This window comes from Nitrospinota bacterium (assembly GCA_035528715.1).
GTDB lineage: Bacteria > JADFOP01 > JADFOP01 > DATKYB01 > DATKYB01 > DATKYB01.
On the sequence record DATKYB010000129.1, the window covers coordinates 1 to 23,748 of the forward strand.

Sequence of the window (23,748 nt, forward strand, 5' to 3'; positions counted from 1 at the left end):
CATGCTGACCGAGAGGGACTACTTGCCTGGGCTTCTGTAATGAAAAAAAAACCCAAAAGAACCTTTATAGTGCATGGTGAAGAGGAATCGGCGACAGAATTAGCAGAGAGTCTCAGATCAAAAGTTGGTTTTGAACGTGTGGAGATTCCAGAAATGCATCAAGTATTTGAGGTGTAAAAGAGGTAAGACCAGGGTTTCATAAAAAGTATGCTGAAAAAATTCCTTTATAGAAAAGACTTGGAATGATATGTTCAAAAAACGCTTGGCGCTTGTCGGCGGGGGACACGCCCACATCTACTCATTAAAAAATGCAGACCAATTGATTCAGGAGAATGCTGAGGTTATTCTCATAGGTCCGGATTGTTATCACTACTATTCAGGCATGGGGCCAGGCATGCTCTCTCGAACTTACAAACCAGAGCAGATACGGTTTCATATTCAAGCCATGATGGAATCACGAGGAGGAAAATTTATAAAGGGAAAAGTAGCGTCAATTGATGCAGAAAACCGCACCCTCATTCTCGAAGGGGGCGAAAAGATAGAATACGATTTAGCCTCTTTCAATACAGGAAGCTATGTGCCGAAAAATCTCATTCCTGGCGCTGAAGGGGAAGCCTTTACAGTAAAGCCCATTGAGAGTTTGGAGAGATTTCGCGAAACGATTCTTGATAAGATGAAAAAGGGAGCCCCGAAGATTCTTATCATAGGAGGTGGTCCAGCCGGCGTTGAACTGGCAGGCAATATCTGGCGGCTTGTTCAGGATAATTATGGCAAGGCAGAAATTATCATAGCAAATTCTACTGATCGGCTCCTTCCCAATGTAGCTTCGAAGGCTGGCCGTTTGGCCGAGAAGTCCCTCTTTAAGCGTGGAATAAGAATCTTTTCCAGCTTTCTGGCTACATCTATGAATCAAGGATTTGTTCGTTCACAGTCAGGAGATGAGATTGCTTTTGATATTGCTATATTGGCTATTGGTATTTTACCCTCAGACATCTTTCTGAAGTCAGGATTGGAAACCTCCAGAGAAGGAGCCCTCTTGGTGAATGATTATCTCCAGAGCATAAGATATCCAGAGATCTTTGGCGGGGGTGATTGTATCGCCATTCAAGGAAGGTCTCTTGAACGGGTAGGTGTGTATGCTGTTCGTGAGAGTCCGATTCTCTTCGATAATCTTTTAGCCAGCCTCAAAGGAGAACCTCTTAAGGTTTTTTCGCCTCAGAAAAGATACATGCTTATTTTTAACATGGGGGATGGTATGGGTATTTTTGTACGCGGCTCTTTTGTATGGAAGGGGAGGCTTGCCTTTACACTCAAGAACTATATCGATACGAGCTTCATGTCAAAATTCCAAGACTCCTAAGAAATCTTTCCTCGTTGCCTTTTCTTACTGTACAATAAAGAAAAATTGAAAAAACTATTTGACATTGCCTATTTTAGGTTGAAAATTTATTATAAATATCTAACGGCAGATACACATATGGTTAATCGAAATTGAACTTAGAGAAAAGAGAGGGTGTTATGAAAGTCTTGATTGTTTATTACAGCACCTATGGTAATGTTTACAAGATGGCGAAACTTGTGGCAGAGGGAGTGAAGGAGGTTCCAGGCGCAGAGCCAATCATCCGAACCGTTCCTGAACTCATTCCTGAATCGGTTATTGAGTCGCGTGAAGACATGAAAGCGGGAAAAGAGATACAGAAAGACGTGCCTCTGGTTATACCAGATGACTTCAAAGAAGCCGGGGCTATCGCTTTTGGCACACCGACAAGGTTTGGGAATGTGTCGGCCCAGATGAAAAACCAGATTGACCAGCTGACAAATTTGTGGCTGGGAGGTGAACTGGAGGGCAAGCCAGCCGGGGTTTTTGTCTCGACAGGAAGCCTTCACGGAGGCCAGGAGACAACGATCCTTACCCTTATGGCTCCTTTGCTGCACCTCGGGATGGTTCTTGTAGGCGTGCCATACTCTGTTCAGGAGCTTTTCACAACTAAAGGCGGGGGTTCGCCATACGGACCGGGTCATGTTGCAGGCACGGACAGTAAACGAGAAATTGACGGGGAAGAAGCTTCGATTTGCCGCGCTTTGGGTTGTCGCTTGGCTCAGGTTGGGCTGAAACTACAGGGGAAGTGATGATAGAGGAATAGGTTTCATGCTCATTAAATAAGTCCGCAAAGGACGAAATATTCGAAAATATTATAGGGAGGGGGTTCAAGATGAAAAAGGTTCTCTTAAGTTTAGTTGTTCTATCAATTTCTCTTCTATTATTTACTCAACCAGTATTTTCCCACTGTGAAGTACCCTGCGGTATATATGGCGACGAAATGCGATTCGATATGATTTCTGAACATATAAAAACCATAGAAAAATCCATGAAGATGATTAAAAAGCTGTCAGAGGAAAAGAATATCAACTATAATCAGTTAGTGCGCTGGGTTAACAACAAAGAAAAGCACTCTCAGGAGATTCAATCTATCGTATATCAGTATTTCATGACCCAGAGGATAAGACCTGTTTATGAAAAGAATAAAGAGAAGCACAAAAGATATATAAGACAATTGACTTTGCTTCATGAAATGCTCGTATATGCAATGAAATCAAAACAAACAACCGACATTAAAAATGTTGAGAAGCTAAAATTTCTCTTATCTGATTTCAGAAACGTCTATTTTGGTCCTGAAAGCGAAAGGTATATCCACTGATTGATGATAAAATTTTGATACTTACTTCTTGAAAACTATTGGATGCTCATATAATATTTAAAAAAATATTTTTGCAGAGGTTAGGTTTAAACCCGTTTTTTTATCATCAACTTTGACTCAAACAGAGAAGAGAAGAGGGGTCATTTTAAAAAATGGATAACTATCAGAAAGTATTAAAATATCTAACAAAGGAAACAAAAGACCTTTTAAATTTCATATTTGATGGTGTTTATGTCGTTGATACAGATAGAAAGATAGCCTTCTGGAATAAAGGTGCAGAGGCCATTACTGATTATAAGGCAGAAGAGGTTATCGGGAAATCCTGTAGGGATGATATTCTCAATCATATTGATAAGGATGGAGTCCTTCTGTGCAGGGGAGATTGTCCCCTTGTTAAGGCCATTCAGTCAGATACGCATGTAGAAGAAAAGGTATTCCCTCTTCGCAAGGATAAGCACAGGTTTCCTGTTTCCACCCATGTTGCACCGATTAAAGATGAAAAAGGCCAAATTATTGGAGCTATAGAAGTATTCAGAGATATTTCTTCTGAAGAGAGACTCCGTATTTTGCAGAAGAAATTTCAAAAGCTTATCAAGCAGTATGTCTCCAAAACGACTTATGAAACGATTAAAAAATCTGTTTCAAAAGAAATTCCCATAGTGGCATCATCTAAAGAATTGAGTATATTCTTTATGGATATTGTTGGCTTTACAAGCATCTCAGAAAAACATTCAGAAGAGGTGATCGTCACAATCCTCAATTCATATTTCACTTTGGCATCTCAGGTTATCAGACAGAACACCGGTGATATAGATAAATTCATGGGTGATGCTGTTATGGCAATATTTATCGATGCTCAAGATGCCGTTAATGCTGCAAAAGGTATTCTTTTTAAAGGACTGCCGAGTTTAAACAAGGCTCTAGAGTCCAAGGAATTACCACAAATAAATGTCAGGATTGGTATTAACAGTGGAAGGCTCATACAGGGTGATATAGGCTCAGAAGACAGGAAAGATATGACAGTTATCGGTGACGCTGTCAACATCGCTTCTAGGATAGAATCAGAAGCAGAACCGGGAAATTTTATGATTTCAGAAGGGACATTGGCTCGGATCGAAAATCAAGAAGAATTCGAATTTACAGAGGAGATGCTCTTGAAAGGAAAGACCCAGCCGATTAAGCTATACAGATATAAAAAATCCTAAAGATTTTTATAAAGAAAGGAGGAGGTTATGGAGCTTCAAGAATATATCACTGTTGATGAGGTGAAGAGGGTTTGTAAAGAACTTGGCATAAGAGACTGGACTGAACTGACCGAGACTAAGGTATTGCCAGAAGAGGCGGAAGTGATTCTCAATGAGGTCAATGTTGAAGGAATGGATATTGACCTTGAGGACTTTCGAAAGGGCTTGGAAGTTGAACTCGAACACGGCACAGGATTTAAGGACGCGAACGTGACAAACAACCATCCTGTAATCACAGGAAAGATCGTGCTGGCTCACATGAAAGAATTCCTCGATTACTACAAGCGCCTTGAAGTTGCCGAGTTAGAGGGGGATGTGCACAAAGCAGCCGTTGCAAAGGATTCAGCGAAAATCGCATCTTACTATAAAAGGCTCGCCGAGGCGAAACGCATCTTAAGTCAAAAAGAATCAGAGGAGCTGAAGTAGTTAAGTAAAGAGCGATAATTCAGTTTTTTTCGGATTGGCTAACTAAAAGAGATTGATAAAGAAGGAAAAATTAGGGGATTTTCTTTTTCTTCGCCCTGTTCCATATGATATCCATTTCCTCAAGGGATGAATCTTTTAAATCTTTACCCTTTTTGGTCAATTCCTTCTCTATATATTCAAATCTTTTTTTGAATTTATAGATGCATTTTTTAAGGGCCTCTTCTGGGTTTATCTTGACAAACCTCGAGAGGTTCACAATGGCAAACAAGAGGTCTCCGATTTCTTCCTCTATGAACTTCCTGTCCTCAATTTTTATGGCTTTTTTAAGCTCACCTGTCTCCTCATCAACCTTTTTGATGACATCTTTGGCAGATTCCCAATCAAACCCAACCCTGGCTGCCCTGTCCTGATAGCGATGAGCCCTTAGGAGGGCTGGTAATTTGTAGGGAATGCCGTCCATGATAGACTTTCTCTTGTTATTTTTTGTTTCACTCTTCTTTATCTCTTCCCAGTGAATGAGGACCTGTTTGGATGTGGAGATATCTTTACCTGCAAAGACATGGGGATGCCTGGTAATCATCTTTTCAACATTTGTTCTCAGAACATCATAGATGTCGAACTCCCCCTTTTCCTTGGCGATTTGGGCATGAAAGAGGATCTGAAAGAGGAGGTCTCCCAGCTCTTCCTTGATTTCCTCCGGGTCTTTCCTGTCAAGAGCCTCTAAGACCTCGTATGTCTCTTCCAGTAAGAAGGGTTTTATGGATTCCCTTGTCTGCTCTTTGTCCCAGGGGCATCCGCTTTTTCCTCTGAGGCAATCCATTATCTCGACAAGGGACTTAAAGAGGTCGTCCTTTTTTTTATAGGATTTTTTTATTTGATTTTTTTTGCCTGTTTTTTTTCTCATAATTAAAAAAATCGCTGGGCCCTGTCGCATCACAGCAAGAATATCATTCTTGGTCCAAGACGAATATGGAGAATTCTTTTAAGTAATTTCAGAGGATTAATAGTATGGTTTTTGTCTTGAGCGTCCTTAGATATTCATGAGACAGATAGAGCCCAGCAGTTTTTTATGATTATATTCAGGGATGGAAATATTGCAAGCTTTATTTTCGTTTTTTATCCCATTTTTCTCATCTTCATTATCTTGATGTAATCTTCGATTGAGGATTGCTGTTTGGGATCTACTTTAAATTCGAGGGCAATGTGGTACTCATGAGTACTTCTGCTTTCTGAACGGACCACTCTTCCTGTAACACCCATCACAATGCTATTCGTTGGCGACAAGAGAGCGATATTGAGTTTTGAGTCCAGGATGTAGGGCTTGTGAGAAACAAATCTGATACCAAGTGAAGAAATATCACAAACTTTCGCTTTAAAATCTATGTTATCCTCTATCTTTTGGGAATATACGTTGATGAAGGCGTTATCCAGGTATGTTCTCGGTGCTCGACGCCTCTCTTTTAGGACTAATTCTTTTGCTAAATCTCCCATTTTTAAGATAACCCCTCATTTAGACAAACTACGCTTTTTATCATATTATTTTATCGGCAATCTCCCATAAGACTTTAATATAATTTCAGAAACAAAATAAAGGCAAAATCATTTATTTACCTCTATCCTTTAAAATGGAACAATTATTGCCTATTGTAAAGCTGGATTACTCTACCTTTATGAAATTTAAGGAGAAAATTAAGTCTCAAAAACGCAGAATCTTATTGACTAAATTATATCTTTTTGATAGATAAGAGTCTAATTGGGAAGGAGGGTTTTTAAGCTTTTTATCAGATGTAACACCATAACTTTGATTTTCCCACTTTGATTTTACTTCCAGTTTATCATCTTATTAAACTCTCTTCCTGTTCCATTAATCATCGTTTGCATCTTTGATTTATTATTACCCTTTGGGAGGTGGGGGTATAGATGCCAGGCCACTCTATTCTTGCCAGATTATTTTCTCAAGTAATCTTTGTTTGTCTCTATTTTCTTAATCCAATTAAATAAAAAAGGGGGTGAACAGGAGAGTTTATCTAAGTAAAAAAATCTATATTTCTTGTTTTTTCAGTTAACCAATAAAAAAGGAGGGCATCTATGAAAAAGGTAACAGTTCTTGTATTATCTCTTTTTATGATTTTCCTAATTTTAGGATTTACCGGGTCTTTTGCTCAGGCTGAGGAAGAGGATTTAAGAAAGGTAATCGAAAGGTTAGAAACCCAGATCAAAGAGAATCAGCAGAAACTGGAAGATTTGAAGAGAAGAATGTCAGAGCAGGAGAAGGTAAAGGAGGAAGTGAAGGCCGTAGTAGAGGTGCCGAAAAAAGCGGATGATACGGGTTTATTTTTTGATGCAAAAGTTTTACTTCTGACTCCAAGGGGAAATGACATTGATGTAGCAATATCTGATAGTAATACTAACAATTGGCCTGAAGGGTCTGCAAGAGGCATAGAGTTCGATACATTTTCAACTGTTTCAGGAAAATATACACTGGGATATCAATTTGAGAATAATAGCCGGTTGTCTTCATCTTATTGGCGTTTTGATGCTGATGAAGATTTCAGCATCACCAAACCATCAGGAGGAACCCTGTGGGCTCTTTTAAATAGTCCAGATGCTGGTTTTGAAAAGGCTGATTCAGCATCTGCTCATTTGGATTATGAGCTGGATGTAATCGACCTGGAATATACGAGGCCTTTGTTTCAGAGCGGGAAACTTACCACAAGCGGGTTAATCGGATTGAGATATGCAAGGATTGACCAGGATTTATCTGCTACTTACAAAGAAGGTCCAAACACGGATAGAGTAACAAGCGATATAGAAACGAATATGTTCGGTCCAAAAGTTGGGGTAATGGGAAAACGCAGTTTTTTTAATGACAAATTTTATTTTCAGGTGGATGGAGCAATCTCATTATTAGTCGGTCATACGGATGCTAAATATAAAGACATCTACAATATCATAACCTTGAAAGATACCTCAAGTGAGTATGAGAGTGTCTTCCCTGTCTATGAATTGGACATAGGTCTGGGTTGGACTCCCATACCTGATTTAGAATTCAGGCTTGGTTATCTTATCTCCTACTGGACAGATGTATTAACCCAAAAGAATTTTGTAGATGATGTCCACGATGCTAAGGCAGTGGATGAAGGAGACAGTGTAACCTTTGATGGAATAGTCTTCTCGGTTAAATATGTTTTCTGATTATTATCTTGCTTGCCGCATCCCCAAAAAATCGAAAGGGGGATTTTAAGACCGCAGAATTTTATTGACTAAAACCTGCCTTTTTGCTAGAAAAGGGTTCGTTTTGAGAAGGAGAGTTTTTTAAAAAGCTTTTTATCAGATGTAACACCATAACTTTGATTTTACTTCCAGTTTATCATCTTATTAGACTCTCTTCCTGTTCCATTAATCATCGTTTGCATCTTTGATTTATTATTACCCTTTGGGAGGGGGGAAAGATGCAAGACCATACTGAACCTTTGAAAAAGGCCTGTTATTTTCTCAAGGTTTGTCTTGGCTCTTCTCTTTATCTTTTTCTAACAAATATATGTTTGATCGTTTTTTTATTCATTCCATCTCTTTCTTTTGCAGAACCAAGCTTTAATCTGCCCAAAGAAAAGCAGCCCCTTACAGAGTGGCTTTCTAAGATGAGCCCTGATGTGAGGGTTGAGCAAAAGAGCCAGAACTACTACATCGATAATATCTTTTCTCTCAATCTTTCAGGCATAAAACCAAACCCAAACTCCCCCCAGAGCCCATCTCTTCAGGAATGGCCTACAAAGATAAGCCCGGGCATAAGGGGAGGGAACGGAAGGACCCTTTACTATGTGGATGGTCTCATCCCCTTTTTCAGGAAAAAGAACTCCCTTTTCTTTGCTAACCCAAAGGCTGTCTTTGGGAGCAACGATACAGAAGAGATGAACATAGGCATGGGTTACCGCCATCTTCTCTATAATGACAGGATGTTTCTCGGTATCAACGGCTACTTTGACACGCAGAGAAGCGAGAACAACTTCCGCCACAACCAGTTCGGCCTGGGATTAGAAGCCATTATCACAGAGTGGTTTGATCTTCGCTCAAACTTCTACTTCCCTGTATCCGGCAAGAGGACTCTTCCTGATAGTGTCTCCTACAGGTTCGCTCAGAGGAGCTTTCTTTCCCATACCATCAACAACCTTGAGGAGCCCTTGCGGGGTCTTGATTATGAGGGGGGTGTTCTCATCCCAGGTATCTCTGATATCATCGAGACAAGGGCTTATTTTGGGGGTTATTACTACGATTCAGAGATCGGGGATGACATTGACGGCATCAAGGGAAGGATAGAGATAAGGCCATTTCCTCTTTTAGCTATCAATGTCGAGATAAGGGATGACAATGCCTTTGAAACAGATATTCTTGTGGGCGGATACATCTCCATTCCTCTTTCCTTTAAGGGGTGGAAGGACTACTGGAAAAAGAGGGGCAAGAGGAAGCCGAGAGAACGAATGACCGACCTTGTGGTGAGGGACATTGATGTTGTATCGAACAAGAGCACCAGAGACTTGGGTGAAAGTAAAGTGTATGACATGGTCTATGTGAACAACTCCAATACAGGTGATGTGGATGAGGATGGTTCACTCGACCATCCCTACGATGAAATGACCGAGGGCTTGAGCGCCCTTTCTGATGGCGAAACCCTGTATGTGTTCCAGGGAAGCAAGAACTACGAAGGCAACTTTACTGTGAGCAACCAGAACACCATTATCTGGGGAGAAGGCCATGAGGCATTCCCCGGATGCGGAGGAGACGACCACTATCCTGTTCTTGACGGAAATGCTGCAGGGGATGTGTTCACTGTCTCAGCGGACAACGTGGAGATAAGGGGTTTACAGATACAGAACAGCGGAAGCAGAGGCATCCACGCAGAAAACAGGAACGGAGGAAATATCCATCATAATATCTTAACAAATAATGGTAGTGGTTTGTCTGTCTGGAGTAATATACTAGACAATACGGTTTCCAACTGGACAGTTGCCAACAATACCATCTCTAATAATAGTAATTACGGGATTTATTTTTATGGCGCGGCGCATCTTTCCAATTTTGTTTTTTCAAGAAACAGGCTTATTAATAATGAGAATGGATTTAGGATGACCCTAAATTCTTCCCCTACAATCTCCAATTTTACCTTCACGAACAACACAATTACAGGGAATACAAATTATGGCATTAACATAAATGAAGAAAGCTTGCATGCTGTTGCCACTTTTAATAATGTTAATTTTGGTGATGCATCTGCAGGCACTGGAGGATACAACTCGATTTATAATAATGGCACAGCCGATTTTTATGAAGCTACCAATGACAGCTTCACAGCACAGAACAACTACTGGGGCGGCGAAGAGCCGAAACTTGTGGTGGGTAATAATGCCGTTAACTACACCCCTTGGCTGACCACTGACCCGAATTAATAAGAGATTTTTAATTGTCCCTTTCTTGCTTGACGCATCCCCAAAAAATCGAATAGGGGGATTTTAAGACCGCAGAATCTTCTTGACTTAATCCTTTCTTTTTGATAGAGAAGGTCTGTTTTGGAAGGAGGGTTTTTTAAAAAGCTTTTTATCAGATGTAATACCATAACTTTGCTTTGCCCACTTTGATTTCACTTCCAGTTTAATCATCTTATTAGACTCTCTTCCTGGTTTGCATCTTTGATTCATTATTACCCTTTGGGAGGGAGGGTAAAGATGTTAGACCATATTGTTCTTATAAGATTGTTGCTCCAAAGAACCTTTCCCCACATCTGTCTCTATTCATTCATTTATTTTATAACAATAGATAGGGGGAGTGTTTTATGGTGAAAAAAATTTTGATGGGAATTATCATATTGGTTGTGTTTGTTGCTCTTTCTCACTCTGCTTCTGCAGAAGAAAATCAAAGGGGGATTTTCATCGAACCATTCGGGGGTATATTCTACATTAATGCACCCGACGTCAACTTCGGTGGGAGGTATGTGGCAAATCCTGGTTACCTAGGCGAAGAGCATAAAGAAGACGGGGAGGCAGATGGAGGAATTTTTGGTTTGACATTTGGAAAGGGATTCAAAAGCCCCCTCTCCTTTGGCAGGAATAATCGGGTGGAACTATCAGGGTTTTACAGCAGGGCTAAGAGCACGTCGAGCTCTACTATCTTGGCCGATTTGTCTTTGGCCGGTTTCACGCAGATTGATGCGAGTAATACTTATGTAGGTACCATTAGTGCGCTTGTCAACATTGATTCCAAAGCTGAATATTACGGCTTCAGCCTGGTCTTGAAGGGCGACAATAAAATTGGATTGAACTGGAAAGTCTCGCCCTATATTGGGCCGACCCTGTTCTTCTTTGAGCAGGACATCGATATCTCTAGCCAACTATCTGGTGGTAAATTCGATGGGGACACCACATCTGTGAGCGAGGATACAGAGACCATGTATTTGGGCATCACAGGTGGTGCGGACTTCACCAGGCAGATTTCTGACAGGGTAAGTCTGGTCGCGAATGCAGAGCTGTCCGTTGTTCATGCCAGAAGCGATTTTGATGGTTCGCAAGAGACCAGTGAGGTAACAATTTCTACTGCTCATGTAACAGATTCTGATGAGGAGGTGGCAGTTCGGGGAATCGGGAATATAAAACTCCAGTTCGATATTGGGTTCGGGACTCTCTCTTTAAGCGCTGGGCTCCATTGGCTCAGCTACGTGCCCGAAGTCGTCAATCCACGTAATCCTAGCGACGCAAGCATCCCGGATAGAGCCGCACATATAGAGGATGAATCATCCCTGATGGTAATCGGCATGGCACAAATAGCTATACCGTTTTGATATTGTGAAATATGAGGACTCGATTTTTTCCTCTCACTTGACGCATCCCAAGAAATTGAAAGGGGGGGAAGACCGCGAAATTGTATTGACTTAATCCTACCTTTTTGGTAGAAAAGGTCTGTTTTGGAGGGAGGGTTTTTTAGAAAGCTTTTCATCAGATTTAATACCATAATTTTGATTTTCCCACTTTGATTTCACTTCCAGTTCATCATCTTATTAGACTCTCTTCCTGTTTTAGTTAATCATCGTTTGCATCTTTGATTCACCATTACCCTTTGGGAGGGGGGAAAGATGCAAGACCATATTGAACCTTTGAAAAAGTCCTGTTATTCCCTCAAGGTTTGTCTTAGCTCTTCTCTTTATCTTTTTATAGCAAATATATGCCTGATCGTTTTTTTATTGATTCCATCTCTTTCTTTTGCAGAACCAAGCTTTAGCCTGCCCCAAGGAAAACAGCCCCTTACAGAGTGGCTTTCTAAGATGAGCCCTGATGTAAGGGTTGAGCAAAAGAGCCAGAACTACTACATCGATAATATCTTTTCTCTCAATCTTTCAGGAAAAGAACCAAACCCAAATTCCCCTCAGAGCCAATCTCTTCAGGAGTGGCCGGCAAAGATAAGCCCGGGCTTAAGGGGAGGGAACGGAAGGACGCTTTACTATGTGGATGGACTCATCCCCTTTTTCAGGAAAAAGAACTCCCTTTTCTTTGCCAACCCAAGGGCTGTCTTTGGGAGCAACGATACAGAAGAAGTGAACATAGGCATGGGTTACCGCCATCTTCTCTTTAACGATAAGATGTTTCTCGGCATCAACGGCTACTTTGACACGCAGAGAAGCGAGAACAACTATCGCCATAACCAGCTCGGCTTGGGATTAGAGGCCATCATCACAGAGTGGTTTGATCTTCGGTCAAACTTCTACTTCCCTGTATCCGGAAAAAGGACGCTTTCCGAGGGCACCGGCTACAGGTTCGCTCAGAGGAGCTTTCTTTCCCATACCATCAACAACTTTGAGGAGCCGCTGAGGGGCCTTGATTATGAGGGGGGTGTTCTCATCCCTGGCATCTCCGATATCATTGAGACAAGGGCCTATCTTGGGGGCTACAACTACGATTCAGAGATAGGGGATGACATTAACGGCATCAAGGGAAGGATAGAGATAAGGCCCTTTCCCCTCTTGGCTATCAATGTGGAGATAAGGGATGACAATGCCTTTGAAACAGATGTCCTTGTGGGCGGATACATCTCCATCCCCCTTTCGTTCAAGGGGTGGAAGGACTACTTTAAGAAGAGGGGCAAAAGAAAGCCGAGGGAGAGGATGACCGACCTTGTGGTGAGGGACATTGATGTTGTATCTAACAAAAGCACAAGAGAATCGAACGAACAAAAAATATACGACATGGTCTATGTAGACAACAGGAACACCACAGGAATCGAGGACGGCTCACTCGACCATCCCTACGATACCATGACCGAGGGCTTGAGCGCCCTCTCGGACGGCGAAACCCTGTATGTGTTCCAGGGAAGCGGGAACTACACGGCCTCCCTTCTCAACCCTTTTATCGTGAGCAACCAGAACACCATTATCTGGGGAGAAGGTCATGAGGCATTCCCCGGATGCGGAGGAGGGGGCTATCCTGTTCTTGACGGAGATAATTTAGCATTACCTGGTCTCAGGGTATCAGCGGACAACGTTGAGATAAGGGGTTTAAAAGTACAGAACAGCGGATTTGCCGGATATGCAGGCATTTATGGATTTGATGTGAGCGGAGGAAATATCCATCATAATATCTTAACAAATAATGCTGATGGTTTGAGGGTTGAGAGCGCTGTAAGTCCAGTAGTCAACAATTGGACAGTAGCCAACAATACCATCTCTAATAATAGTAATTACGGGATTCTTCTTCACAACCACGGCAATCTTTCCGATTTCACGTTTTCGCACAACACCATCACCGGCAACGATTATGGTATTACTTTCGCCGACAACGACCCTACTGACATGAAGCTGGGCAATGCAGCCACAGGAGAGGGAGGATACAATTCGATTTACAACAACACAATAGCAGATTTTTTTGAATCTACTGGTTACAGCTTCACAGCACAGAACAATTACTGGGGCGGCGACAAGCCGAAACTTGTGGGTGGTAATGATGATGTTAACTACACCCCTTGGCTGACCACTGACCCGAATTAAGAAGAGATTTTTAATTGTTCATTTCTTGCTTGTCCAAGAAATGAACCAAAGAAGGACACCCCAACGATTTTTCCGGGCGGTCTCAGATTCGCTTGCTTCGGAGAAACAGCAAACTCAGCCTTCGGCTTCAGACAGCTGCTTCTTTTTCCCTTGCTTTGCTCACCTTCAACCTGAAAAATCGTAAAGGGGAGGTTTAAAAAACATGGTTTGCTTGCCGCATCCCCAAAAAATCGAAATGGGGATTTAAAAAGATACGGAAAAATCGCTTTGCGAATCTTTGAAGAAAAATCCTGAAAAGGAGGGGGGAGATTAAAATAGATAAATTCAAATTATTATAATTTATTTAGTATTTATTAATAGCCTTAATTATCCCTGTTTTTTGTATTCCATTAGAGGTTATAATATATTTTATTCTATTAATTCCCTTTTTATGAAATATTACATTTATTGGCCAAGCACGTTCAGCAAAATATTCCTCCCTAAATATCCCCCCTGATATTACAATATCCTTCGACCAAAAAAACTTATTATAATCATTAGCCTGCCACTCTTTATTTTCCGAGTCTAAAGTGACAGTTGCTTTGTCTATAAAAGTTAAATGTAATTGAGGATTTTTTACAGCAAAAAAGCCAGAGTTGCCTATGCCGAATCTACATTGATAAGATTTGCCTGTCCAATCGAACTCTATCGGAGCTTTTCCAATTTTAATTGGATTATATCCATAACAAAGAAATGGATTAGGAATACATAGAAAACATAGATAAGTTAGAACACAAAGAAGAAATAATAAAATAAATGGTAAATTTTTTTTAAAAAACCTTTTTAGCTCTCTTTTTTTTATTGTACCTATTTTATGTTCAGTTGGAAATTCCATTTTTATTTATTTTACGACTTTTCTTTTGGGTATATATCAATTCCCAGACTTTTAATTACATCTCGCCCTAATTCTGTCCAATGATATACATAAGACCCTCCACCACCTGAAGTATCTAACCATAAAAGACCCAGATCAAGAAGTCGGGGTATGATATGCGATAGCTTAGGATCATAACGAGCCTCACTAAAATAATGACCTCTATTTTCATGCGTGAATCTAAAGCACGTTGCATCTAAAGACTTAACAGCTCTTTCTACCATTATTGATTTAGTTCTATCTATTTCTTTAATAGCTTTATTTATAATTGTTGATATTCGTTCAATTGACCTATTTATATCATTAGGGTCATATTGGTGAACTCTGTAGGCTGTAATATCAAATGGAAGGGTATCGTTATCATCTCTTATCACAATAATTTCTTCTGGCAAACGCCACGCGTGTGCTAACCCTAGTTCATACATAACATTTGCGTTGCGAAAACGCTTTTCTTCAGCAGAACCAATAAGTTTAATTTTTTGTGTGATATAAGATATTTCGAATAGAACAATTCTTGAATTTAAAATCCCTTCTAATATATTTATCGGAATAGAATCCCCAGAAACTGGTTGGTCAACACGGTAGGGAGTTAAAGTCTCACATTTTCTTATTGCTTTTTCTATTATATTTTCATAACGTTTATGATGTTCAGGATTAAACCACATTCCAACAAACACCTGATTTTTTAAATTATCTATACGATATTTTGTAAAAAACTCATATGGATACATTTTTACATTTCAAATATAGTAGAAATAAATAATTGTGTATATTTTCTAAAAATAAGCGTATTTCATTTCTTTTCTTAATTAAATTATCAGATTCAGATTGTTTCTTAATAAAAACACCTTCCTACCTTATTCTATTTTTTTCAGCTACTTAGCCACTGCACTTGGAGATATATCTCTTGATAAGGGAATTGGGTGTTTTTCCACATCTATTTTGAATCTAACCTCTGCTTCATCTGGTGAGACAGAATGAGGTCTTTTAATTCCCAAATTTTTTGTTGGGTCAACAGGTATAATTGTGCCAGTTATCAAATTACTTTTTTTAAGAATAGTATGAATTCTGCCTGTAAAAGTTTTTGGTTTTGAAATCAAATACGAACAAGAATACTGTTCAATACTATTATTTATTGATTCATATTCTATAGTAATGTCTAAAAGAAGAGGGATTTGTTCCAAAATACCATCGAGGGATTTTTTAAAAAAATAGAAGCCTTGTTTAATTTCCTGCTGGGGCAATAAAGTAATATTTTTAGATGAACCAGAAATAATAGTTTCCCCTGGTTTTATATTCTTTTCACCATCTTTTTTCTTTTTAGTCTCAGGAATTAAGCATTTCCAATTAATAGAAACATTTTCAGCAAGATATTTCCCAAAATTCATAAAAGTAATATTAAGATGATATTCTTTTTCATGAGTTGGTTCTATTTCTACATTCTTAACAGCACAAATAGGTCTATTAAGAATCTCGGTTATCTCTAATTGTTTGTTAATCTGAAAAAGGTTTTCTAGTAAAATCAGTGCGGTAATAAAGAGAATAACTAATATGCTTATCTGAATCAGATTGGCCGGTTTAGATAATTCTTTCTTAAATTCATCAGATAATTTAATCATTTTTTACCTCATATGCTTCCTTAAAAAGCGCTAATAATTTCAAGCAATTTTTACACCTATTAAGGAATTTGTCAATAATCTAAATAACTTGTCTTATCCCCCTTATGCTTTTTAGGGATTGGACAAGCGAGTGAGGAAAAAAGAAGCAGCTGTTTGAAGCCGAAGGCTGAGTTTGCTGTTTCTCCGAAGTGAACGAAGGCAAAGACCGTTAAAAAAGCAGGGGGCGTCCTTTTTTTTGTCCCTTTTTTGGACGAGCAAAAAAGGGGCAGAACATTTCACAAGTTATCAATTTGACATCTCCCAAAAGTAGTGATACTTTTTTCTTTTTAATTTAAAAAGGTGAGTTTGGGAATGGTTTTAAACCCGTTTGTTAGAGATATCGGTGAGAAGATTTTAAGGGAAGAGCCGATCGAATACAAGGAGGCCTTAGAGCTTATAAGTCTTGGTGATGAGCATCTCTTTGATATCCTCTTCTTTTCAGATAAGATTCGAAAAAAATATAAGGGAAATAAAGTTAATCTCTGTTCGATTGTGAATGCCAAGTCAGGGAGATGTGCTGAGGATTGTGCCTTCTGTGCTCAGTCAGCATATTTCAAGACCGATATTCAGGAATATCCCCTTTTAAATCAAGATGATATCTTAAACAAAGCCCAAAATGCCAAAAGAATAGGCGCGCATGAGTTCAGCATTGTTACGAGCGGAAAGGCATTAAAAGAGGATGAGCTTGAGCGCGTTACCAGCTTTATATCCACTCTCAAGGACAGCAACAGCATTATCAGGTGTGCTTCTCTCGGCATGTTGAGTAAAGAAATGGCTCTAAGCTTAAAAGAGGCAGGCCTCCAGAATTATCACCACAACTTAGAGACATCAAAGAGCTTTTTCAATAACATCTGCACGACCCATTCTTACGGCGAAAATTTTGAGACCATTAAGATTGCCAAAGAGGCAGGGCTCTATGTCTGCTGCGGAGGAATCGTTGGGATGGGAGAGACTAAAGAGCAGAGGATTGAGCTCGCTTTTGCGCTTCGGGAGCTCGATGTCGATTCTGTTCCCATCAATTTTCTCAATCCAATTAAAGAGACAGGTTTAGAAAAAAGGCCTTTGATGGAGCCAATGGAGGCGCTAAAGACAATCGCGCTTTTTCGATTTATCCTTCCCAAAAAAGAGATTGTCATCTGCGGAGGAAGGGAAGTGACCCTAAGAGACCTCCAGCCCATGATGTTCATGGCAGGTGCGAGCGGGATACTGATTGGGGACTATCTGACAACTAAGGGAAGAAAGCCAAAAGAAGACCTGCAGATGATAAAAGATTTGGGATTAGAGATATGAAGGAAATAAGAGAAGAACTGGATATACTCAAAGAAAAGGGGCTCTATCGGTGGCTGAGGAGTATTAAAGGTGAACAGGGGCCTTTTATTAACCTTGGAGGGAAAAGGGTTTTAAACCTCTCCTCAAACAACTATCTCGGTCTTGCAAACCATCCCAAGGTCAAAGAGGCGCTTATCAGTGCTACAGAGAAATATGGAGCCAGTGCTGGTGCTTCGAGGCTCATCTCAGGCAATATCGAAATCTATGATGAATTAGAAGAGAGGATTTCAAAGTTTAAGGGAGTTGAGCGGGCCTTAGTATTCAGCAGCGGTTATATGGCAAACATAGGGATTATCTCCTCTTTTGTTGGTAAGGACGATGTCATCTTCTCAGACAAACTCAACCATGCAAGCATTATTGATGGGTGTATGCTGAGCAGAGCAATGTTCAAGCGGTTCCCCCACAAAGATATGGAGAAGTTAGAGGCTTTGTTAAAGGATTCCTCTAAATACAGAAGGAGGCTCATTATTACAGAAGGGGTGTTCAGCATGGATGGAGACATTGCTCCTTTGCCTGAGATAATTCAGCTCGCCAAGAAATATTCTGCATATGTTATGCTGGATGATGCCCATGCCACAGGTGTTTTAGGAAAGAATGGAAAGGGGACAATGGAGTATTTTGGTTTGGATGAGGGCATCGATATCCTCATGGGAACCTTTGGAAAGGCTCTGGGTGTGTTCGGTGCCTATGTTGGGGGAAAGAAGGAAATAAGGGAATATTTCATCAATCGGGCAAGGAGTTTTATCTTTACAACAGGCCTTCCACCAGGTGTTGTTGGTGCCATTATAAAGGCCATAGAGATCGCTGAGAAAGAGGGAGGGCTAAGGGAGTGGCTCTGGAGAAATGCGGTCTTTTTCAGGACGTGGCTAAAGGAGCTCGGGTTTGATACTATGGAGAGCAACACGCAGATTATCCCCATACTTATTGGCGATACCAAAAAGACCATGGATATGACAGAGATGCTCCTAAAAGAGGGGGTTTTTGCACAGGGGATCAGGCCACCAACTGTGCCTCAGGGATATGCAAGGCTTCGGACCACTGTCATGGCAACGCATAGCATCGAGGACCTTGAAAAGGCCCTCAATATCTTTAAAAAGGCAGGCAGAGAATTAAATATCATCTGAAAAAGAGAGAGTATGAAAAAAGAGAGAAAAAAGAGAAATGTTCTTTTAGAGAGGGATGATAAGAGATATATCTGGCATCCCTTTACGCAGATGAAGGATTATCTCAAGGAAAAACCCCTTATCATCGAGGAGGGAAGCGGGGTTTTTTTAAAGGATATCTATGGGAAAAAATATCTGGATGGGGTCTCCTCTTTATGGGTCAATATCCACGGCCATCAAAAAAAAGAGATTGACAGAGCAATGAGCTCCCAGTTGAAAAAGGTGGCCCATTCAACAATGCTCGGCATATCGAATGTTCCTGCAATCGAGTTTGCTAAAAAATTAATAGGGATTGCTCCAAAGGGCCTGAATAAAATCTTTTATTCAGATAATGGCTCGACCGCTGTGGAGATCGGGTTAAAAATAGCTTTCCAGTACTGGCAGCAAAAATCCAAAAAATTTTCAAAAAAGACAAAGTTCATCACGCTTAGAAATGCCTATCACGGTGATACAATCGGCTCTGTGAGCGTTGGGGGGATTGACCTTTTTCATTCAATCTATAAACCCCTTTTATTTAAGACATTTAAGGCTGAGTCTCCCTACTGCTACCGCTGTCCTTTGAAGCTCTCTTATCCAGAGTGTAATATTAAGTGCCTGGATTCAATAGAAAATATCATGAAGAAAAGGGGAGATGAGATAGCTGCCCTTGTTATCGAACCCCTTATCCAGGCAGCAGCTGGGATGATTGTCCAGCCCCCTTTATATTTAAAAAGGGTACGGGAGCTGTGCAGGAAATATAAGATTTTGATGATTGTTGATGAGGTCGCAACAGGTTTTGGGAGAACAGGGAAGATGTTTGCCTGTGAACATGAGGGAGTTGTTCCAGATATCATGGCACTGGCAAAGGGGATAAGCGGCGGATATCTCCCCTTGGCTGCCACACTGACAACAGAAGAGATATTCAGCGGTTTTTTAGGGGAGTATAAGGATTTCAGGACCTTCTTCCACGGCCATTCATACACAGGAAATCCCCTGGCATGTGCATCAGGCATAGCTAATTTAGAAATATTTAAGAAGAAAAAGACCCTCCAGATCTTACAGGGGAAAATTCTCTATTTAAAGAAGCGACTGGAGAAATACAGACAGTTAAGACATGTGGGAGATATCAGACAGGCCGGTTTTATGGTAGGAATTGAACTGGTCCTGTATAAGGAGACAAAAAAGCCCTATTCTCTGGAGAAGAAGATAGGGATAAGGGTTATCATGGAGGCGAGAAAAAGGGGACTGATTATCAGGCCGCTTGGAAATGTGATTGTCATTCTTCCTCCGCTATCTATTTCAAAGATGGATTTAGGGAGGATGACTGATATCATATATGAATCGATAAAAAAGGTTACGGAGAGATGAAAGGGATTTTTGTTACAGGGACAGATACTTGGGTGGGAAAGACAGTTATTGCCGGGGGAATTGCCGCTGCCCTAAAGGATGAAGGAATCGATGTTGGAGTGATGAAGCCGATTGAGAGCGGATGCAGAGTGGTTGATGGAAGAAAAATTCCCACTGATACCCTTTTTCTCAAGGTTATGGCAGGGACAAACGATCCCCTTGAATTGATTAACTCCTATTCTTTGGAAAAGCCCCTCGCACCCTCTGTGGCTGCAAAGAGAGAGGGAATTGAAATTGATGCCGATAAGATTTTAAGTGATTATAAGAAACTAAAGGGGAGGCATAAGTTTCTGATAGTTGAGGGTTTAGGCGGTCTCATGGTTCCTATTAAAAAGGGATTTTTTGTTTCAGATTTGATAAAGTTGATGAAACTCCCTGCTTTGGTTGTGACCAGAGCCAACCTCGGGACAATCAACCATACCCTCCTCACTGTAAATCATGCAACTCATTTAAAAATAAAGGTTTTTGGTGTTATTATCAATCATCTCTCCAAGGATCGTGGATTGGCTGAGAAAACAAACCCAGGTGTTCTCAAAGAGCTCTTGGGAGTTCCCATCATCGGAGACTTTCCTTATTCCCCTAAAATCATTGAAAAAAAAGGACTTCTCATAGATTTAATCAAGAAGAATATCGATATTTCTTCAATCCTGAAGCAGATTTAAAGGGAAAAATTCGCTGGAGCAGTAGAAGCCATTATCAATAATTGATTTTCCCGCTATAATACAATATGTTGTGTTAAATTAAATATTTTATACAACATATTGTTTTTTTCTTGACTTTTCAATTTTTTTCGATTATAAAAAGATATCTTTTCCACTCATCTCACAATACCAGAATTTCAGATGAAAAACTATAGAATTCAAATACTTCCAGAGGATTTAGCCAAGCAGATCGCTGCAGGAGAAGTCGTCGAGAGACCTGCCTCTGTTGTCAAGGAATTGGTTGAGAATGCTGTTGATGCCGAGGCGACTTTTATTGTCATAGAGGTCTTTGAAGGGGGGAGAAAGAGGATAAGAATTACAGATAACGGGACAGGCATGGTAAGGGAAGATGCCATCCTCTCTGTTGAGAGGCATTCGACAAGCAAGATTAAGACAAAGGAAGAGCTAGCGAACATCGAGACACTTGGATTTCGTGGAGAGGCCCTCCCATCCATTGCTTCTGTTTCAAAGATGAAGATTACCACCCTTTTTAGGGGTGAGAATATCGGGACAGAGCTCTACCTTATGAACGGTAAATTAAAAGAGGTTAAGGATGCTGGCTCTGCTGCAGGTACTGTAGTAGAGGTAAATGACCTTTTTTATAACACACCTGCCAGGTTGAAATTTCTAAAGAGTGTGAATACAGAGCTGGGTTATATCAATACCATTATCAATCAAGAGGCCCTGGCACATCCAAACATTCACTTCAAGCTTTTGCATAACAATCGGTTGTTGCAAAATATCCCTCCTCTGAGAGATGATCTTGACCGCTTGACCATCCTTTTTGGAAAAGAGAGGGTAAAAGATCTGATTAAGGTGAAAGCCAGATATAACAGCTTAGAACTCAGGGGTTATATTTCTTCACCTTCTATTTCAAGGACATCAAGAGGATATCAATACCTCTTTGTCAATTCCCGTCCTATAAAAGATCGGATGATGACCCATGCTGTTTATGAGGCATACAAGACCTTTATCTTAAAGGACAGAAATCCCGTATTTTTCCTGTTTTTAAATGTCAGGCCTGACACGATTGATGTCAATGTCCACCCATCAAAGATGGAGGTAAGATTCAGAAATCAACATGAGGTACATGATTTTATAAGAGAGATGATAAGAAATTATCTATTGAAAGGAAAACCCACTCAAAGAGAGAGTGTTAGCGGTTCAGAGGAGGGTATGAGAAGAGTTGAATTCCTCGATGAGGGGTTTGGGAAGCCTCTGGATGACTATAAGGAAAAAATCTCAGAAATGATCTCAAAATCTTCCCCTTCAGTAATGAAAGATTTCAGTAGCTTGAAACTGGGGAGTTTTGACAGCCGCTTATTATTCAAACCAGAATCAATAGGGGAGAGGTTAAGAGTTCTAAAACAGGTGGATAACTCCTTTTTACTCTTTGATATACCAGAAGGCATCCTGTTTGTAGACCAGCACGTTGCTCATGAAAGAATCCTCTTTGAAAAATTGCTAAAAGACTACAAGGAGTCTCATGTAGAAGTGCAACACCTCTTATTTCGAAAAGAGATCGAGTTTACCCATAGGGAAACATCCCTACTTACGAAATATGCTGAAAAACTCTCAAGTATAGGGTTTTTGATTGAACATGTTGGAGAGAATACTTTTAGTTTGAGGGGGGTGCCTACTCTACTTTCTGAGAAGGATAGTGAAGGCGTGCTCCATGATATCTTAGACAGACTCACAGGGATAGATAGGGTTAAACCATTTGAAGAGATGGTCGAGGATATATTGGTCTCAATAGCTTGCCATGGGGCATTAAAGGACAATAACCCCTTGGAAGAAGAAGAGATGGTAAAGCTCATGGAAGATTTGATGAAGACGGATATCCCTCATACATGTCCTCATGGACGTCCGATAATGCTGGTTTTAGCTATTGATGATATCAAGAAGAAATTCCAGATGAAGTAGGTATTGCCGTTATCTTCGTTTTATTTACCTTGACAGATAAGACTATTATTCTGTAAATTATTTTAAATTTAGATGAAGATATCTCTTTTATGATGAAGTTTTATTTTTTTAAGGAGAGGTAAAGGTGTTAGAGGATAAAATCCCTACAGCATTAACCTTTGATGATGTATTGTTATTACCAGATAAATCAAAAGTTCTGCCCAGAGAAGTTGACATTTCTACATCTCTTACAAAAAAGATAAGGCTGAATGTTCCTCTCTTAAGTGCCCCTATGGATACGGTGACTGAATCTCGGTTAGCCATTGCCTTAGCACAGGAAGGAGGAATCGGTATTATCCATAAAAATTTGTCAGTTGAGGAGCAGGCTTATGAAGTGGATAAGGTCAAGAGGTCAGAAAGCGGGATGATTGTTGACCCGATAACCATGTCTCCTGATCAAAGGATTGCTGAGGCATTGGGGATTATGAGTAAATATCGTATATCAGGGATACCGATCACACAGGGGAAGAAGTTGGTTGGAATATTGACAAATAGGGATTTAAGATTTGAGACCAATTTAAACAAAAGGGTTTCAGATTTGATGACAAAAGATAACTTGATCACTGTTCCAGAAGGGACCACACTGGAACAGTCTGTAAAGCTGTTACACAATAATAGGATTGAGAAGCTCCTTGTTGTGGATAAGAAATATAACCTTAAGGGCTTGATAACCATCAAAGATATTGAGAAGAGAAAGAGGTATCCAATTGCCTGCAAAGATAAATTGGGGAGGCTCATGGTAGGGGCTGCAGTGGGCATAGCGAGTGATATGAAGAAAAGGGTAGAGAGTCTTATCAATGCAGGGGTTGATGTTATCGTTGTGGATACAGCACATGGACATTCAATAGCCGTACTAAAAGCCATAGAGTCAGTGAGAAATCAGTATCCAGATATTCAGATTATAGGGGGTAATGTTGCTACGAAACAGGGGACTTTAGATTTAATCAAGAGTGGGGTGAATGCTGTTAAGGTCGGCATTGGACCTGGTTCTATATGTACAACGAGAATAATCGCTGGGGTCGGTGTTCCCCAACTAACCGCCATAAAAGAGTGTGCTGAAGAGGCAGAGAAACATAAAGTTCCCATCATTGCTGATGGTGGAATAAAATATTCTGGCGATATTACGAAAGCCTTAGCGGCCGGTGCCCATACTGTAATGATTGGAAGTATATTTGCCGGAACAGAAGAAAGCCCCGGTGAAAAAATTCTTTATCAGGGAAGAAGCTATAAGGTTTATCGAGG

General features: G+C 40.3%; 22 protein-coding genes. 16 read left to right on the forward strand and 6 right to left on the reverse strand.

Annotated features, from left to right (window positions below; all coding sequences use genetic code 11):
- The 6 genes from VMW81_09060 to VMW81_09085 form a co-directional block, all read left to right on the forward strand.
- On the forward strand, nt 1–177 hold a 177-nt coding region (locus tag VMW81_09060), incomplete at its 5' end, for an MBL fold metallo-hydrolase RNA specificity domain-containing protein (GenBank protein HUU51090.1).
- A gap of 70 nt (nt 178–247) precedes the next feature.
- The gene (locus VMW81_09065; GenBank protein ID HUU51091.1) at nt 248–1,360 is read left to right on the forward strand and encodes an FAD-dependent oxidoreductase; all 1,113 of its coding nucleotides are present in this window, start codon (nt 248–250) and stop codon (nt 1,358–1,360) included.
- Nucleotides 1,361–1,518: 158 nt separating this feature from the next.
- The gene (gene wrbA / locus VMW81_09070; GenBank protein ID HUU51092.1) at nt 1,519–2,130 is read left to right on the forward strand and encodes an NAD(P)H:quinone oxidoreductase; all 612 of its coding nucleotides are present in this window, start codon (nt 1,519–1,521) and stop codon (nt 2,128–2,130) included.
- A gap of 83 nt (nt 2,131–2,213) precedes the next feature.
- Nucleotides 2,214–2,699, forward strand: coding sequence for a superoxide dismutase [Ni] (locus tag VMW81_09075; protein HUU51093.1), 486 nt, complete (start codon nt 2,214–2,216; stop codon nt 2,697–2,699).
- A 152-nt stretch (nt 2,700–2,851) separates the two neighbouring features.
- Nucleotides 2,852–3,904 carry an adenylate/guanylate cyclase domain-containing protein gene (locus tag VMW81_09080; protein HUU51094.1) on the forward strand — a complete coding sequence of 351 codons (1,053 nt, stop codon included), beginning with the start codon at nt 2,852–2,854 and terminating at the stop codon, nt 3,902–3,904.
- Nucleotides 3,905–3,931: 27 nt separating this feature from the next.
- A complete protein-coding gene (locus VMW81_09085; protein HUU51095.1) occupies nt 3,932–4,369 on the forward strand; it encodes a DUF5661 family protein in 438 nt (145 codons plus the stop codon).
- A 70-nt stretch (nt 4,370–4,439) separates the two neighbouring features.
- Here VMW81_09085 and mazG read toward each other — a convergent pair whose 3' ends face one another.
- Nucleotides 4,440–5,273 (reverse strand): nucleoside triphosphate pyrophosphohydrolase, encoded by an 834-nt coding sequence (gene mazG / locus VMW81_09090; GenBank protein ID HUU51096.1) that lies wholly within the window; start codon nt 5,271–5,273, stop codon nt 4,440–4,442.
- Between the two features lie 212 nt (nt 5,274–5,485).
- Entirely contained in the window at nt 5,486–5,860 is a 375-nt protein-coding gene (locus VMW81_09095; GenBank protein HUU51097.1) for a PilZ domain-containing protein, read from the reverse strand.
- Nucleotides 5,861–6,457: 597 nt separating this feature from the next.
- On the opposite strand from VMW81_09095, the gene VMW81_09100 reads away from it, so the two are divergent.
- Entirely contained in the window at nt 6,458–7,564 is a 1,107-nt protein-coding gene (locus VMW81_09100) for an Lpg1974 family pore-forming outer membrane protein (protein HUU51098.1), read from the forward strand.
- Nucleotides 7,565–7,821: 257 nt separating this feature from the next.
- The gene (locus VMW81_09105) at nt 7,822–9,813 is read left to right on the forward strand and encodes an inverse autotransporter beta domain-containing protein (protein ID HUU51099.1); all 1,992 of its coding nucleotides are present in this window, start codon (nt 7,822–7,824) and stop codon (nt 9,811–9,813) included.
- A gap of 87 nt (nt 9,814–9,900) precedes the next feature.
- On the opposite strand, the gene VMW81_09110 is transcribed toward VMW81_09105, so the two are convergent.
- Entirely contained in the window at nt 9,901–10,062 is a 162-nt protein-coding gene (locus tag VMW81_09110) for a hypothetical protein (protein HUU51100.1), read from the reverse strand.
- Nucleotides 10,063–10,196: 134 nt separating this feature from the next.
- Between VMW81_09110 and VMW81_09115 the strand changes: the two genes are divergently transcribed.
- Nucleotides 10,197–11,198, forward strand: coding sequence for a hypothetical protein (locus VMW81_09115; protein ID HUU51101.1), 1,002 nt, complete (start codon nt 10,197–10,199; stop codon nt 11,196–11,198).
- A 291-nt stretch (nt 11,199–11,489) separates the two neighbouring features.
- On the forward strand, nt 11,490–13,394 hold the full coding sequence (locus tag VMW81_09120) for an inverse autotransporter beta domain-containing protein (protein ID HUU51102.1): 1,905 nt from the start codon (nt 11,490–11,492) through the stop codon (nt 13,392–13,394).
- Nucleotides 13,395–13,737: 343 nt separating this feature from the next.
- Here the strand turns inward: VMW81_09120 and VMW81_09125 are convergent, their stop codons facing one another.
- From VMW81_09125 to VMW81_09135, 3 genes are all read right to left on the reverse strand, one after another.
- Nucleotides 13,738–14,268, reverse strand: coding sequence for a hypothetical protein (locus VMW81_09125; GenBank protein ID HUU51103.1), 531 nt, complete (start codon nt 14,266–14,268; stop codon nt 13,738–13,740).
- A gap of 11 nt (nt 14,269–14,279) precedes the next feature.
- Nucleotides 14,280–15,038, reverse strand: a complete 759-nt coding sequence (locus tag VMW81_09130) for a hypothetical protein (GenBank protein HUU51104.1) — start codon at nt 15,036–15,038, stop codon at nt 14,280–14,282.
- A gap of 144 nt (nt 15,039–15,182) precedes the next feature.
- Entirely contained in the window at nt 15,183–15,926 is a 744-nt protein-coding gene (locus tag VMW81_09135; protein HUU51105.1) for a hypothetical protein, read from the reverse strand.
- Nucleotides 15,927–16,277: 351 nt separating this feature from the next.
- Here VMW81_09135 and bioB point away from each other — a divergent pair, with 351 nt between their 5' ends.
- From bioB to guaB, 6 genes are all read left to right on the forward strand, one after another.
- Nucleotides 16,278–17,255, forward strand: coding sequence for a biotin synthase BioB (bioB, locus tag VMW81_09140; protein ID HUU51106.1), 978 nt, complete (start codon nt 16,278–16,280; stop codon nt 17,253–17,255).
- The gene (gene bioF, locus VMW81_09145) at nt 17,252–18,418 is read left to right on the forward strand and encodes an 8-amino-7-oxononanoate synthase (protein ID HUU51107.1); all 1,167 of its coding nucleotides are present in this window, start codon (nt 17,252–17,254) and stop codon (nt 18,416–18,418) included. Before bioB ends, bioF begins: the two co-directional genes overlap by 4 nt.
- A 12-nt stretch (nt 18,419–18,430) precedes the next feature.
- A complete protein-coding gene (gene bioA, locus VMW81_09150; protein HUU51108.1) occupies nt 18,431–19,804 on the forward strand; it encodes an adenosylmethionine--8-amino-7-oxononanoate transaminase in 1,374 nt (457 codons plus the stop codon).
- Nucleotides 19,801–20,505: a dethiobiotin synthase gene (bioD, locus tag VMW81_09155; GenBank protein ID HUU51109.1), complete on the forward strand. Its 705-nt coding sequence runs from the start codon at nt 19,801–19,803 to the stop codon at nt 20,503–20,505. Before bioA ends, bioD begins: the two co-directional genes overlap by 4 nt.
- Before the next feature lie 180 nt (nt 20,506–20,685).
- Nucleotides 20,686–22,467: a DNA mismatch repair endonuclease MutL gene (gene mutL, locus VMW81_09160; GenBank protein ID HUU51110.1), complete on the forward strand. Its 1,782-nt coding sequence runs from the start codon at nt 20,686–20,688 to the stop codon at nt 22,465–22,467.
- Between the two features lie 124 nt (nt 22,468–22,591).
- Nucleotides 22,592–23,748: IMP dehydrogenase (gene guaB / locus VMW81_09165; GenBank protein HUU51111.1), on the forward strand; the 1,157-nt coding region annotated here is incomplete at its 3' end.

What these genes read in the sequence shown, in the direction of transcription:
- VMW81_09065 (HUU51091.1), top strand. Translation starts at nt 248, where the DNA reads ATGTTCAAAAAACGCTTGGCGCTTGTCGGCGGGGGACACGCCCACATC.
- wrbA (HUU51092.1), top strand. Translation starts at nt 1,519, where the DNA reads ATGAAAGTCTTGATTGTTTATTACAGCACCTATGGTAATGTTTACAAG.
- VMW81_09075 (HUU51093.1), top strand. Translation starts at nt 2,214, where the DNA reads ATGAAAAAGGTTCTCTTAAGTTTAGTTGTTCTATCAATTTCTCTTCTA.
- VMW81_09080 (HUU51094.1), top strand. Translation starts at nt 2,852, where the DNA reads ATGGATAACTATCAGAAAGTATTAAAATATCTAACAAAGGAAACAAAA.
- VMW81_09085 (HUU51095.1), top strand. Translation starts at nt 3,932, where the DNA reads ATGGAGCTTCAAGAATATATCACTGTTGATGAGGTGAAGAGGGTTTGT.
- mazG (HUU51096.1), bottom strand. Translation starts at nt 5,273, where the DNA reads ATGAGAAAAAAAACAGGCAAAAAAAATCAAATAAAAAAATCCTATAAA.
- VMW81_09095 (HUU51097.1), bottom strand. Translation starts at nt 5,860, where the DNA reads ATGGGAGATTTAGCAAAAGAATTAGTCCTAAAAGAGAGGCGTCGAGCA.
- VMW81_09100 (HUU51098.1), top strand. Translation starts at nt 6,458, where the DNA reads ATGAAAAAGGTAACAGTTCTTGTATTATCTCTTTTTATGATTTTCCTA.
- VMW81_09105 (HUU51099.1), top strand. Translation starts at nt 7,822, where the DNA reads ATGCAAGACCATACTGAACCTTTGAAAAAGGCCTGTTATTTTCTCAAG.
- VMW81_09110 (HUU51100.1), bottom strand. Translation starts at nt 10,062, where the DNA reads ATGAATCAAAGATGCAAACCAGGAAGAGAGTCTAATAAGATGATTAAA.
- VMW81_09115 (HUU51101.1), top strand. Translation starts at nt 10,197, where the DNA reads ATGGTGAAAAAAATTTTGATGGGAATTATCATATTGGTTGTGTTTGTT.
- VMW81_09120 (HUU51102.1), top strand. Translation starts at nt 11,490, where the DNA reads ATGCAAGACCATATTGAACCTTTGAAAAAGTCCTGTTATTCCCTCAAG.
- VMW81_09125 (HUU51103.1), bottom strand. Translation starts at nt 14,268, where the DNA reads ATGGAATTTCCAACTGAACATAAAATAGGTACAATAAAAAAAAGAGAG.
- VMW81_09130 (HUU51104.1), bottom strand. Translation starts at nt 15,038, where the DNA reads ATGTATCCATATGAGTTTTTTACAAAATATCGTATAGATAATTTAAAA.
- VMW81_09135 (HUU51105.1), bottom strand. Translation starts at nt 15,926, where the DNA reads ATGATTAAATTATCTGATGAATTTAAGAAAGAATTATCTAAACCGGCC.
- bioB (HUU51106.1), top strand. Translation starts at nt 16,278, where the DNA reads ATGGTTTTAAACCCGTTTGTTAGAGATATCGGTGAGAAGATTTTAAGG.
- bioF (HUU51107.1), top strand. Translation starts at nt 17,252, where the DNA reads ATGAAGGAAATAAGAGAAGAACTGGATATACTCAAAGAAAAGGGGCTC.
- bioA (HUU51108.1), top strand. Translation starts at nt 18,431, where the DNA reads ATGAAAAAAGAGAGAAAAAAGAGAAATGTTCTTTTAGAGAGGGATGAT.
- bioD (HUU51109.1), top strand. Translation starts at nt 19,801, where the DNA reads ATGAAAGGGATTTTTGTTACAGGGACAGATACTTGGGTGGGAAAGACA.
- mutL (HUU51110.1), top strand. Translation starts at nt 20,686, where the DNA reads ATGAAAAACTATAGAATTCAAATACTTCCAGAGGATTTAGCCAAGCAG.